The organism is Microbacterium yannicii PS01, assembly GCF_000304335.1.
Lineage (GTDB): Bacteria > Actinomycetota > Actinomycetes > Actinomycetales > Microbacteriaceae > Microbacterium > Microbacterium yannicii_A.
This window is the reverse complement of sequence record NZ_CAJF01000021.1, coordinates 40,319-51,834: the sequence shown is the minus strand read 5'-3', so window position 1 is coordinate 51,834 and position 11,516 is coordinate 40,319. Positions and strand designations below refer to the sequence as shown.

Annotated in this window: 14 protein-coding genes; 9 read left to right on the top strand and 5 right to left on the bottom strand. The window is 69.3% G+C overall.

What is annotated here, in order from left to right; genetic code table 11:
- The first annotated feature begins 28 nt into the window (after positions 1–28).
- A complete protein-coding gene (locus tag WYM_RS12595; protein ID WP_019181202.1) occupies positions 29–1,069 on the top strand; it encodes a 4-hydroxy-3-methylbut-2-enyl diphosphate reductase in 1,041 nt (346 codons plus the stop codon).
- Positions 1,066–1,692 (top strand): DUF6264 family protein, encoded by a 627-nt coding sequence (locus WYM_RS12590; protein WP_019181201.1) that lies wholly within the window; start codon positions 1,066–1,068, stop codon positions 1,690–1,692. Before WYM_RS12595 ends, WYM_RS12590 begins: the two co-directional genes overlap by 4 nt.
- A gap of 70 nt (positions 1,693–1,762) precedes the next feature.
- On the opposite strand, the gene fbaA is transcribed toward WYM_RS12590, so the two are convergent.
- The gene (gene fbaA, locus WYM_RS12585) at positions 1,763–2,794 is read right to left on the bottom strand and encodes a class II fructose-bisphosphate aldolase (protein WP_019181200.1); all 1,032 of its coding nucleotides are present in this window, start codon (positions 2,792–2,794) and stop codon (positions 1,763–1,765) included.
- Positions 2,795–3,024: 230 nt separating this feature from the next.
- On the opposite strand from fbaA, the gene glpX reads away from it, so the two are divergent.
- Positions 3,025–4,014 carry a class II fructose-bisphosphatase gene (gene glpX, locus WYM_RS12580; protein ID WP_019181199.1) on the top strand — a complete coding sequence of 330 codons (990 nt, stop codon included), beginning with the start codon at positions 3,025–3,027 and terminating at the stop codon, positions 4,012–4,014.
- 170 nt (positions 4,015–4,184) lie between these two features.
- The gene (locus WYM_RS12575) at positions 4,185–4,394 is read left to right on the top strand and encodes a hypothetical protein (RefSeq protein ID WP_019181198.1); all 210 of its coding nucleotides are present in this window, start codon (positions 4,185–4,187) and stop codon (positions 4,392–4,394) included.
- A 26-nt stretch (positions 4,395–4,420) separates the two neighbouring features.
- Here the strand turns inward: WYM_RS12575 and WYM_RS20180 are convergent, their stop codons facing one another.
- Together WYM_RS20180 and WYM_RS12565 are read right to left on the bottom strand one after the other, a co-directional pair.
- Positions 4,421–5,767, bottom strand: a complete 1,347-nt coding sequence (locus tag WYM_RS20180) for a DNA recombination protein RmuC (RefSeq protein WP_019181197.1) — start codon at positions 5,765–5,767, stop codon at positions 4,421–4,423.
- A 114-nt stretch (positions 5,768–5,881) separates the two neighbouring features.
- On the bottom strand, positions 5,882–6,484 hold the full coding sequence (locus tag WYM_RS12565; protein WP_026059784.1) for an exonuclease domain-containing protein: 603 nt from the start codon (positions 6,482–6,484) through the stop codon (positions 5,882–5,884).
- A 121-nt stretch (positions 6,485–6,605) separates the two neighbouring features.
- Here WYM_RS12565 and WYM_RS12560 point away from each other — a divergent pair, with 121 nt between their 5' ends.
- The 5 genes from WYM_RS12560 (at position 6,606) to WYM_RS12540 (ending at position 10,605) form a co-directional block, all read left to right on the top strand.
- Positions 6,606–7,364 carry a class I SAM-dependent methyltransferase gene (locus WYM_RS12560; RefSeq protein WP_019181195.1) on the top strand — a complete coding sequence of 253 codons (759 nt, stop codon included), beginning with the start codon at positions 6,606–6,608 and terminating at the stop codon, positions 7,362–7,364.
- 56 nt (positions 7,365–7,420) lie between these two features.
- A complete protein-coding gene (ychF, locus tag WYM_RS12555) occupies positions 7,421–8,494 on the top strand; it encodes a redox-regulated ATPase YchF (RefSeq protein WP_026059783.1) in 1,074 nt (357 codons plus the stop codon).
- 80 nt (positions 8,495–8,574) lie between these two features.
- Positions 8,575–9,492, top strand: a complete 918-nt coding sequence (locus WYM_RS12550; protein WP_019181193.1) for a PfkB family carbohydrate kinase — start codon at positions 8,575–8,577, stop codon at positions 9,490–9,492.
- Between the two features lie 62 nt (positions 9,493–9,554).
- The gene (locus WYM_RS12545; RefSeq protein ID WP_019181192.1) at positions 9,555–9,887 is read left to right on the top strand and encodes a DUF3140 domain-containing protein; all 333 of its coding nucleotides are present in this window, start codon (positions 9,555–9,557) and stop codon (positions 9,885–9,887) included.
- A 136-nt stretch (positions 9,888–10,023) separates the two neighbouring features.
- The gene (locus WYM_RS12540; RefSeq protein WP_019181191.1) at positions 10,024–10,605 is read left to right on the top strand and encodes an alpha/beta fold hydrolase; all 582 of its coding nucleotides are present in this window, start codon (positions 10,024–10,026) and stop codon (positions 10,603–10,605) included.
- A 16-nt stretch (positions 10,606–10,621) separates the two neighbouring features.
- Here WYM_RS12540 and WYM_RS12535 read toward each other — a convergent pair whose 3' ends face one another.
- Both WYM_RS12535 and WYM_RS12530 read right to left on the bottom strand, forming a co-directional pair.
- The gene (locus WYM_RS12535) at positions 10,622–11,005 is read right to left on the bottom strand and encodes a hypothetical protein (protein WP_157525183.1); all 384 of its coding nucleotides are present in this window, start codon (positions 11,003–11,005) and stop codon (positions 10,622–10,624) included.
- Positions 11,006–11,117: 112 nt separating this feature from the next.
- A complete protein-coding gene (locus tag WYM_RS12530) occupies positions 11,118–11,468 on the bottom strand; it encodes a LysR family transcriptional regulator (RefSeq protein ID WP_019181189.1) in 351 nt (116 codons plus the stop codon).
- Positions 11,469–11,516: the final 48 nt, after the last annotated feature.

The window sequence follows — 11,516 nt, the reverse complement described above, 5'->3', positions numbered from 1 at the left end:
CGGCACCCTGGGTACGAGATCTGTGAGCATGCCCGTCCCGCGCATCCCGCGGCGGCGCGAACCGCTCCAGGATAACGCCGTCTCCGGACACAAGCGGGTGCTCCTCGCCTCGCCGCGCGGCTACTGCGCCGGTGTGGACCGCGCAGTGATCGCCGTAGAGAAGGCACTCGAGCGCTTCGGCGCACCGGTGTACGTGCGCAAGCAGATCGTGCACAATATCCACGTCGTCACCGAGCTCGAGGCCAAGGGCGCGATCTTCGTCGAGGAGGTCGACGAGGTTCCCGAGGGCGCCCACGTCGTATTCAGCGCGCACGGGGTGTCGCCCGCCGTCGTGAACGCGGCATCCGATCGGGGCCTTCTCGCGATCGATGCGACGTGCCCTCTGGTGACCAAGGTGCATCGCGAAGCGGTGCGCTTCGCGCGCGACGACTTCGAGATCCTGCTCATCGGCCACGAGGGTCACGAAGAGGTCGAGGGCACGGCAGGCGAGGCGCCCGATCACGTCACCGTCGTGAACTCTCCCGACGAGGCGGCCACCATCGAGGTGCGCGATCCGTCGAAGGTCGTGTGGCTGTCGCAGACCACGCTCTCGGTGGACGAGACCATGGAGACGGTCCGCCGCCTGCGCGAGCGATTCCCGCAGCTGCAGGATCCGCCGTCGGACGACATCTGCTACGCCACGCAGAACCGCCAGGTCGCCATCAAGAAGGTCGCCAAGGATGCCGATCTGGTGATCGTCGTGGGATCGGCGAACTCGTCCAACAGCGTGCGACTCGTCGAGGTTGCGCTCGAGTACGGGGCGAAGGCCGCCTACCGTGTCGACTACGCCGACGAGATCGAGCAGGCCTGGCTCGACGGCGTCGAGACCGTCGGCATCACCAGCGGCGCGTCGGTGCCCGATGTCCTCGTGCAGGAGGTGCTGCGAGACCTCTCGAACGCCGGCTTCCGCGACGTCGAAGAGGTGCGCACCGCCGAGGAGGACCTTCAGTTCTCGCTCCCGAAGGAGCTGCGGACGGATGCCGCGGGCAAGCGCGACGACCGCGCCCTCGGTGGACGGACGCGCGCATGACCGATGCCGCAGTCCCGGAGCAGCGGTCCCACCCGCACGGCGCCGAATCATCCGGACCGCGGCCCCACAGCTCCGAGCCGCCGCGGCCCCGACCGCAGTACGGGGAGTACGCGACGCCCGAGGAGCAGCGCGCGCGCATCCGCCAGCCCGACGTGACCGCGGCGCTCGACACCGGCCGTGCTCCGATCGAAGAGGCGCCTGTCGCCCCGGCTGCCGTCGCCCGCGCCGCCGAGCCGGCCGCACCCACCAGGTCCAGGGCGGTCGACCGCATCGTGACGTTCGCGCTGCTGGCCTACGGACTGGTGAACGTCATAGCGTCGTTCCCCGCGTTCCTGGACTACGGCTCCTACGCCGACACGCTGTTCTCGCTCCTCGGAGCCGACGCCGAGCTCTCCGATCCGGCGGCCGGGCGGCCGTGGGGGATCGCCGCTGCGATCGTGCTCGCCGTCGGGTGGTTCCTCGTCGCGGCCGTGTCGTGGTGGAACGTGCGCCGCGGGCGGCTGTCGTGGTGGATCCCGCTCGTCGGAGGCATCGTGTTCACCGTCGTCGCCGGAACGCTCATGTTCATCCCCCTGATGAACGACCCCGCGGTCTGGGACTCTCTGCTCGACACGATGCGCTGACGGCCGAGGGCTCCCCACGCGCAGCGTGGGAAGCCCTCGTTCTTGCGAGCTGTATCGTGCCCGCCTCTCCTCAGGCGCCCAGACTCTTGCCCTGTGAGCCGAGCTGCTGCGTGGCCTCGACGACGCGCGCGGCCATCGCCGACTCGGCGACCTTGCCCCAGGCGCGCGGGTCGTACTGCTTCTTGTTGCCGACCTCGCCGTCGACCTTCAGCACGCCCTCGTAGTTCGAGAACATGTACCCGGCGATCGACCGTGTGAAGGCGTACTGCGTGTCGGTGTCGATGTTCATCTTCACGACGCCGTTGGCGACGGCGAGGGCGATCTCGTCGTCGGTCGAGCCGCTTCCGCCGTGGAAGACGAGATCGAGGGGCTTGGGCCCGGTGCCGAACGCGGCGGCGATGCCCTCCTGGATCTCGCCGAGGAGCTCAGGACGCAGCTTCACGTTGCCGGGCTTGTAGACGCCGTGGACGTTGCCGAAGGTGAGAGCCGAGATGTAGCGGCCGTTCTCGCCGAGTCCGAGCGCTTCGACCGCCTTCGTGACGTCGGCGACGGTCGTGTACAGCGCCTCGTTCGAGCCCTCGTGCTGGACGCCGTCCTCCTCGCCGCCGACGACGCCGATCTCCACCTCGAGGATCGCGTTGATGTTTTTCATGCGGGGCAGGAGATCCTGGGCGATCTGGATGTTCTCGTCGAGGGGAACCGCCGAGCCGTCCCACATGTGCGACTGGAAGATGGGGTTGCGGCCGGCCCGCACCTCTTCCTCCGACGCCTCCACGAGGGGGAGGACGAAGCCGGGGAGGGCATCCTTCGGGCAGTGGTCGGTGTGAAGGGCCACGGTGATCGGGTAGTTCTTGGCCACCTCGGTGGCGAAGCGGGCGAACGCGAGGGCACCTGCGGCACGCGCCTTGACCGTGTGCCCGGCGAAGTAGTCGGCACCGCCGGTGGTGACCTGGAGGATCCCGTCGGAACCGGCCTCGGTGAGTCCCTGCAGGACGGAATTGATCGTCTGCGAGCTCGAGACGTTGATGGCGGGATACGCGAAGCCACCGGACTTCGCGCGGTCCAGCATGTCGGCGTACTGCTCCGGAGTGGCGACGGGCATGAGTGCTCCCTCATTCGTGGTCTCGGGGTGGGGTCGTGCGAAGTCTTCAGGAAGAGCCTAGCGAAGGCTCGATTCCTCGACCGGACGAGTGACGCCGGGACGAACCGGACAGCGGGTCGGTTCCAGGGTCAGCGAGGGGGTTCTGACGTGGGTGAAAGAATTGCGATTCCTTCACGGCTCGGTGGGTGAAAGTCGGCTTCGAGACAGGGCAGGCTGGCTAGGCTGACGCCATGGTGAGCCTGACCGCGGACATGAGTCCCCTTCAACCCGACCGCAACCTCGCACTCGAACTGGTCCGTGCCACGGAGGCCGCAGCGATTCGCGCGGTGCCGTTCATCGGCCGGGGCGACAAAGAGGCGGCGGACGGCGCGGCGGTGGACGCGATGCGGGCGTTCTTCACCACGGTCAACTTCGACGGCACCATCGTCATCGGCGAGGGCGAGAAGGACGAAGCGCCGATGCTCTTCAACGGCGAACGTGTCGGCAACGGCCGCGGCCCCCGGGCCGACGTCGCCGTGGATCCGATCGACGGGACGTCGTTGACCGCCGCAGGTCGCAACAATGCGCTCTCGGTGATCGCGGTGTCGGACCACGGAACGATGCTCGACGCATCGACCGTCTTCTACATGGACAAACTCGTGACCGGTCCCGCCGGTGTAGGCGTGGTCGACATCCGCCTGCCGATCGGCGAGAACATCCGCCTGCTCGCCAAGGCGCTGGGCAAGCCTGTCGACGAGATCGTGGTGTCGGTGCTGCACCGTCCCCGCCACGAGAAGCTCATCGCCGAGATCCGCGAGGCGGGCGCCGGGACGCGCCTGATGAGCGATGGCGACGTCGCCGGTGGCATCAACGCCGCTCGCCACAACGCCCGCACCGACATGTGCGTCGGCATCGGGGGGAGCCCCGAGGGCATCGTGACGGCGTGCGCCATCAAGGCGCTCGGCGGCCACATCCAAGGACGGCTCTGGCCCCGTGAGGACGACGAGAAGCAGAAGGGGATCGACGCCGGCCTCAAGCTCGACGGTCACGTCTACGAGGCCGACGACCTCGTCACGGGCAGCAACACGATCTTCGTTGCGACCGGCGTCACGGACGGGCAGCTCGTCGCCGGCGTGCGCCGAGAGGGCGGGTACGTCTACACCGAGAGCGTCGTGCTCCGCGGAGCCTCGGGCACCCTCCGCCGCATCTCGTCGGAGCACCTCGTCTCGAAGTGGCTCTGATCACCGCGTTGTGAGGGGGATCGCCGCGGATCCGGGACAGCTGTGACCGCTGCGAGTGCTGAGACAGGTGTGACCGTTTCGTGACGGGGCCTCGCCGGGATCTCTGGCACACTTGAAGGCGTGTCGAGGGAGACACAGCTGCTGTTTCCCGTCCCCAGGAGGTTCGTCGCATGTCCGCCACCGTGGGCAAGTCCTCACCTCAGACCGGCGCCATCGCGGTCGTGCAGAACGCTGTCGACCCCGCCCGCCGGCCCGACGTGCTGCTGCGCGTCCGCCGCGATGAGGGTCACGAACTCAGCCCGTGGTGGATGATCGGCGCATTCGTCGGTGTCTCCGCCGCCGTGATCCTTCTTCTCAGCTTCGTTCCGGGCGGCGCGTGACCGGCACGTCGGGCTGATTCCCAGCCTCAGTCCTCCGGTCGCGCAGCGAGCCGTGCGGTGATCTCTTCGCTCGAGATGCGCTCGCGGACGTCGCCGAGTTCGGCGACCGCCGTCACCTCGACAGCGTCCGGATCGTCGAGCAGGTCGAGTGTCTCCTCCAGGAGCTCGGGCGCGGTGAGACGGCGGGGAGTCTTCTCGATCGGTGCCGGCTGGCCGAGAGCGTCGAGCTTCGTGGCGTCGATTCCGGGAAACTTCCGTGCGCTCACCAGCACTCGGCTCTCGAGCGATCCGGCGAAACGGTTGTAGCTGTCGACGGTGCGCTCGATCGCCCGGCGCAGATCGTCCGCGTGCGCGGCGAGCGAGCCGAGGCGCTCGTACAGCTGATTGCCCAGCTCGAACAGCGTGCGCGCCTCCTGTGAGACGTCCTGCTGGGTCCACGTGTAGGCGACCGTCTTGAGTACGGCCCAGAGGTTCACGGGGGAGGCCAGCGCCACCCTCTTGCCGAAGGCGTAGTCCAGCAGCGAGGGGTCCTGTTCGAGAGCCGCGGCCAGCAGCGACTCGCTCGGCACGAAGCACACCACGAACTCGGGGCTCGACGAGAGCCCCGCCCAATAGGTCTTGCGGGCGAGCGCGTCGACGTGCGACCGCACCGCCTTGACGTGCTTGTCGAGCAGCGCACTGCGGCGCCCCGCCTCGGCTCCCTGGGCGGTGAAGGGGATGGCGCTGGCCTCGAGGTAGGCGTCGAGCGGCACCTTCGCGTCCACCGCGATCGCCTTGTCGCCGGGAAGGCGGATCACCATGTCGGGGCGACCGGCACCGGCGTCCGAACGCACCGATGCCTGCAGGTCGAAGTCGACGTGCTGGGTCAGTCCGGCCGCCTCGACAACGCGTCGGAGCTGTGTCTCACCCCAGACGCCGCGCGTCGCGCCCGAGCGGAGCGCACCGGCGAGGGACTCGGTCGTCGCTCGCAGCGCCTCGTCGGACTCGTGGGCTCGACGGAGCTGCTCGGCGAGCGTGCCGAACTGGGTATGGCGGTCGCGCTCGAGATCGTCGACCTTGGCGTGCATCGCCGCGAGAGTCTCCTGCACGGGCGCGAGGGCGCGGAGGACGGACTGCTCACGGCGCTCGCGCTCTTCGCGTGCCGCCTGGTCGCTGCGAGCCTGCGCGACGAACTCGCGGTACAGCGCGTGCTGATGGTCCAGCTGTGCCTGGACCGCCTGGCCGGCCGCCTCCGATGCGGCCAGCCGGCTGTGCAGGCCGGAGAGCTCGCGGGCGGCGCGCGACGTACCTCGCGCCACGCCGGCGGTCCAGCCCGCCAGCGCTCCGAGGAGGAGCGTCGCGATGGCGATCACCGGGAGGAGGAGTGCGTCCATGGCTCCAGCGTGCCCGAGGCTACCGACATCCGCCGGCACCGCGCCCGCCCCTCGGTCGTGGATCGTTCCGGCCGACCTGCGTCCCGCGCCCGCCCGCCATCCGCGGCATCCGAATCACGCCACGGCGAACGTGACCACCGGTGGCTCCGTGACGGTGATCTGCGACACCCGCACCCCGGCGGCCCCGGCCAAGGCGTCGATGTCGTCGACACCGAGGCGGCGGGCGGCATCGACCATCACGTGCGCGCACGCCAGGGCGTCGGCGGTGGCGTTGTGGTGCGGGAAGTCGGGGAAGCCCGCCTCTGCCGCCACGAAGGGAAGGCGGTACGACTCGAGCGAGTAGACCTTGCGGGCCACCTGCAGGCTGCACGCGTAGCGGTAGGGCGGGCAGTCGTCGCCTGTCGCTTCGCACGCGCGCTTGAGGACGGCCATGTCGAAGCCCGCGTTGTGTGCGACCAGGACGTCGTCGCCGGCGAAGGCGGCGAGATCGACGAGCTGCCGGGTCCACGTGGCCGCGTGCCTGACGTCTTCCGCGCGGATGCCGTGGATGCGGGTGTTCAGCTCGAAGAAGACATCGTGCCCGGCGGGCGGCCGGATGAGCCATCCGGTCTTGTCGACAACTTCGCCGCCTCGCACCCGGACCAGCCCCACAGCGCACGCCGAGGCGCTGCTGGAGTTCGCCGTCTCGAAGTCGATCGCGGTGAAGTCCAGAGGCACGTCCACAGACTCGCCCGGCGCCTCGGCGTGTCGCCCGAGGCGCGCCGCGAAGCCGCTCCATCGACACCCGACGGCATCCGGTGCGTGCCGCCCCCGGCGGACGTCGTCATAGGCTCGGGGCATGGCCAGCCGCGAAGAGATGTCGAGGTCGTTCGGATCCGTCGCCGCCGCGTACGAGGCGGGTCGGCCGGACTACCCACGAGAGGCCGTCGATTGGATGCTCGCGCCCGTCCAGCACCCCGGCCGCGCGCTCCGGGTCGCCGACGTGGGAGCCGGAACCGGCAAGCTCACGCGCACCATCGTCGAGGCCGGTGCAGAGGTCGTGGCGATCGACCCCGACGCCGAGATGCTCGTGGCCCTGCGGGCGAGCGTGCACGGAGTGCCCACCTTCGCCGGAACGGCCGAGCGGATGCCGCTGCCGGACGCCTCGCTCGACGCCGTGCTGCTCGGCCAGGCCTGGCACTGGGTCGATCCGGCGGTGGCATCGGCGGAGGTGGGCCGTGTGCTGCGCTCGGGCGGCGTGCTCGGACTCGTGTGGAACATCCGGGACGACGCCGAACCCTGGGTCGCGCAGCTCACCGCGGCGATGCACGGCAGTCACGCCGAGCAGATGATCGCCGAGGACGGACCCACGGTCGAGGCGCCGCTGGGGCCACTCGAGAACCGCACGTGGTCGTGGACCCGCACCCTCGACCGCGAGGGGCTGGTGCAGATGGTCTCGTCCCGCAGCTATGTGATCACGGCTTCGAGCGAGGATCGCGCCCGCGTGCTGGGGGCCGTGGGCGACCTGTTCGACGCGAATCGGCGGGTGGACGAGAGCGGGGCCGAGGTGGTCGACCTTCCGTATCTGACGCACGCGTTCCGCGGCATCCGTCCGTAGCGGCGAGGCGGGGCCCGAGAAAGGCGCGACCCCGTCGGCACGTAGACTCGATGCCCGTGGCTCTCACCATCGGAATCGTCGGTCTCCCGAACGTCGGCAAGTCGACCCTCTTCAATGCCCTGACCAAGAACCAGGTGCTCGCGGCGAACTACCCGTTCGCGACGATCGAGCCCAACGTCGGGGTGGTCAACCTGCCGGACCCGCGACTCGCGACGCTCGCCGAGATCTTCCACTCGGAGCGCATCCTGCCGGCGGCGGTGTCGTTCGTCGACATCGCCGGCATCGTGCGCGGTGCGAGCGAAGGGGAGGGGCTGGGCAACCAGTTCCTCGCGAACATCCGTGAAGCCGACGCCATCGCCCAGGTCGTGCGCGGTTTCGACGACGACGACGTCGTGCACGTCGAGGGCGCGGTGAATCCGCAGAGCGACATGGAGACGATCAACGCCGAGCTGCAGCTCGCCGACCTCCAGACCCTCGAGAAGGCGATCACGCGCTATGAGAAAGAGGTCAAGGGCAGGAAGCTCGACCCGAACGTGCTGGCGACCGCGCAGGCCGCGCAGGATGCACTGCAGCGCGGGGAGCTGCTGTCGGCGTCGGGCATCGATCTCGCCCCGATCCGCGAACTCGGCCTGCTGACGGCGAAGCCTTTCATCTTCGTTTTCAACGTAGACGAGGCGGTCCTGACGGATGCCGACCGCAAAGCCGCGCTCGCCGCTCTGGTGGCACCGGCGCAGGCCGTGTTCCTCGACGCCAAGATCGAGTCGGAGCTGATCGACCTCGACCCGGAGGATGCCGCCGAGCTGCTGGCGTCGACCGGGCAGGACGAGTCGGGCCTGGACCAGCTGGCCCGCATCGGCTTCGACACGCTGGGTCTGCAGACGTACCTGACCGCCGGGCCCAAGGAGGCCCGTGCCTGGACGATCGGCAAGGGCTGGAAGGCACCGCAGGCCGCGGGTGTCATCCACACCGACTTCGAGAAGGGCTTCATCAAGGCCGAGGTCATCTCGTTCGACGACCTCGTCGCGACCGGCTCGGTCGTCGAGGCCCGCGCGAAGGGGAAGGCCCGCCTCGAGGGCAAGGACTACGTCATGCAGGACGGCGACGTCGTCGAGTTCCGCTTCAACGTCTGACGCGGCCTATCGCCCGGTGATTCGTCGGGAGTCGAGGCGAGTACCGTAGCGCTGGAGAGCGGCTCGAGCCCGGAGGTCGGATGAGCGAGAGAGAAGACCGCTTCGTCGTCTTCGGTCAGATCGGTCAGGATCTCGCGATGCGGCTCGATCGCACTCCGGTCATCGGCTCCTCGTTCCGGGTGACCGACAGCAGATGGCTGCTCGGCGGCAAGGGCGCGAATCAGGCCGTCGGGCTTCGGCAGCTCGGAGCCCAGGTGGCGCTGGTGGGCGCAGTGGGCGCCGATTCGATCGGCGGGATGCTGCGGGATGCCGCGATCGACGACGGGATCGATGTGTGCGGAGTCGCTCGGCGAGGGGCCTCTGCGGTCCTGGTGGATGTCGTCGATCGGTCCGGAGAGCGTCTGCTGCTCGAGCATGTGCCGCCATCCTCGCTGGTGACGCAGCACGATGCCGACGCCGCCGAAGATCATGTGCGGCGCGCCGGAACGGTGTGTCTGCAGGCTCAGCAGCCGGCTCGGGTGCTGTTGCACGCGGCAGAGGCGGCACGCGCGCACGGGGCACGGGTCGCACTCGACGGTGCTCCGGAACCGGAACTGGCTGAGAGGCTCGTCGCCCTCGCTGACACCCTTCGCGCGGATGCCACCGAGGCCGAGGCGCTCGTCGGATTCCCGATCGCCGACGAGCATCGTGCCCGGGCGGCGTGCGCCGACCTGCTGAACCGCGGACCGTCGGTGGTCGCCCTGGAGGTACCGGGCCAGGGGGATCTCATCGGATCCCGGTCCGGCATGCGCTTCCTGCCGCATGGGGGCGATGTCGTCGACCGCACGGGCGCCGGCGACGCCTTCTTCGTCGGCCTGGTGCGGGCGCTCGCACGAAGCTGGAGTGCCCAGCGCGCCGGCGACTTCGCGGCGGCAGCAGCCGCCTCGACCGTGACGCGCCTCGGTGGCCGACCGTCGCTGTCGCACCTGCAGCCGCTCCTCACCTCGCGTGCTCCCTGACGCGTCCGCCCTCTTCTCGCAACCCCCTGTTCGTATCGGTTCCGGTCCATGAGGCTCGTCGGATGGCTGATGACGACCAGGAAGAGATCGCGAAGGACTTCGACCGCGCTGTGAACATGACGGCTGGCGAACTCGAGGAGTGGCTCGACACCGACGAATCCCGGTCGGTCGGGCAGAAGGACGGCGGCGGTGAGTCCGTCGGCCACGAATCGGGACGCCGCATCGTGAAGCTGCTGCGAACGAAGAAGGCCGACCTCACGGAGGCTGACTACGGCCACATGAAGAAGGTGAACGGCTACGTCGCGCGTCATAGCGCTCAACGTCCGGACGGCGACGTGAAAGAGACCCCCTGGCGCTATTCGCTCATGAACTGGGGCCATGATCCGCTGAAATAGCGCCGACCCCGCGCCGGGTGGAGAGATTTGAGTTCGGAACCGATGACGGCGAGGATGGAAAGTCGTCGAGTCGGTTCAGGCATGGCCGGCGGACGCGGGGACACCGAGACACACGCAGGCGAGAGGACTCGAGAGAGTGACCGAAACCCAGATCTTCGAGCCGGATCGCCGTGCGATCGCCTACGTCGATGAGGGTGAGGGTCCCGTCACCCTCGTGTTGATCCCGGAGCCTGGTCTCGAGCGCGATGCCCTGGCGGTGGTCGGGCACTATCTCGCCGAGGAGGCGGGCTTCCGCGTCGTGCGGATCGGATCCCGGGATGCGGCCGGGGCGTCGTCGGGCGAAGTGACCCTCGATGACCGTGTGGGCGACGTCGCCGATGTTCTCGACCACCTGGGTCTCAGCGGCACCTGGATCGGCGGTCATGGCCTCGGCGGAACCGTGGCCCGCGCATTCGGGGCGGAGCACGCCGGCCGGCTGAACGGTCTGCTGCTGCTCGGTGTGCAGGAGCAGGAGATCCCCCTTCCGCCGGCGATCCCCGTGCTGATCATCCAGGGCGCCGAAGATGAGGTCACACCGCCGGTCCAGGGAGACCTCCTGCAGTCGACCGCCCCCGAGCGCGCGAGTGTGACGACCCTCCGCGACGCGGGTCACCTGTTCCCCCTGACACACCCGATCGAGACCGCGGTTCTCATCGAGGAGTACCTCGACTGGGATTGACTCGCGCGACCGCGGCTCAGGTCCAGGGCAGGCGCATCGACTCGACGATGTAGATCCCGATGGCCACCACGAGCGCACCTGCGGCCATGGCCCCCATGAGCCACGCCAGCCGGCGGTTGACCGCCACCCGGTCGCTGCCCGCTCGACGGGACGCCAGGAGCATCACGACCCACATCACGACGACGTAGACGATGCCGACGACCGGCAGCACGATCTGGATCTGGAACGCGAAGCAGTAGAGCACGACGGCGACGGCAGCGAGCACGCCCGCCGGTACGAGCCACCGGGAGGTGGCTCCCGTCTGCAGCGCTGCCTGGTTGCTCAGGTCGGTCGGGTCCGGAGTCGGCTGCTCGTCGGGAAGCTTCATGGGCCCGTGCGCATCTCGGTTCGGGTCGGACATCATTCCTCCTCGGCGTCCGTCCCAGGATCCCCTAGCCGCAAGCGGGAACCGCGGGGGTTGACAGCCGGGCGCGTCAGCCTCTCTGGGCGGCGCCGGCACCGAGCGTCGACTGCTATCGGCCCTGCCGCTTCTTGAAGGGCTTCGGCTGACCCTTGACCACCGGCGCGCGACCCTTGCCCTTGGACGCCTTCGCCTTGCCGCCCGCCGGAACCTTGGGCTTCGGCGCCGAGGCCGGCGCGGCGGCGATCCGTCGCCTGGCCTCCGTCAGGAGGAGGACGCCCGCAGGAGTGAGTGTCCATCCCGCCTTCGCGCGGGTGAAGAGGGGGTGACCCACCTCGCTCTCGAGCTTGTCGAGGGAGGTGTGCAGGGAGGCGAGCGGAACGCCGAGGGCGTCTGCGGCACGCGGGACGTGCACGCCGGCGTCGACGACGGCGACGAAGCGCTCGAGCAGAGTGAGGTCCACGGAAGCCTTTCGTTCGGTGAATCGAACGTACCGCGCTTCCGTCTGCGC